Source organism: Streptococcus cristatus (assembly GCF_003943505.1).
Taxonomy (GTDB): domain Bacteria; phylum Bacillota; class Bacilli; order Lactobacillales; family Streptococcaceae; genus Streptococcus; species Streptococcus cristatus_E.
Map to the genome: position 1 here is coordinate 1 of NZ_RJPS01000082.1, position 676 is coordinate 676.

Consider the following 676-nt stretch of genomic DNA (forward strand, 5'->3'; position numbering starts at 1 on the left):
GGATGGAGGGGTGCCGGATGGAGGGGTGCCTGTAAGGGGCAATACGGTCAAGGGTCAGATTATCCGTGGGGCAGTGGATGGACCAGAGCGTCTCTTTTATAAAGATGTCTATCTAGATATTTACAGCTTGGTTGAGATTGTGGCGAGTTTGGACCTTGTGGACGAGGAGCATCTATCCAGTTATGGTGCTTCTCAGGGCGGAGCCTTGGCTTTGGTGGCAGCGGCTCTCAATCCGCGCATTAAGCAGATAGTAGCTATCTATCCTTTCTTGTCAGACTTCCTGAGGGTACCGGAGATTGGCAATACCAGCGAGGCCTATGATGAGCTCTTTCGTTATTTTAAGTTCCACGATCCTTTCCACGAAACGGAGGATGAGATTATTCAGACCTTGTCCTATATCGATGTGAAAAATATGGCTCACCGCATTCAAGGGAGCGTGCGGATGATAACAGGACTGGCTGACGATGTTTGTTATCCGATTACCCAGTTTGCGATTTACAACCGGCTGGAGTGTACTAAGGAGCACCATCTCATGCCAGAGTACGAGCATGAAGCCATGAATGTCTATGTCAATGATAGGGTCTTCAACTGGCTTTGTGGTTCAAAGATTGACCATCCTTCTTTGCTGGAAGCTTTTAAAGATTGGTAAAAATAGATAGTAGCAAGAAAGAAACCA

At 47.2% G+C, this 676-nt stretch carries 1 protein-coding gene; it reads left to right on the forward strand.

What is annotated here, in order from left to right; genetic code table 11:
• A partial coding sequence (locus D8792_RS11110) for an acetylxylan esterase (RefSeq protein ID WP_142999409.1) occupies positions 1-649 on the forward strand: 649 nt, incomplete at its 5' end.
• Positions 650-676 lie beyond the last annotated feature (27 nt).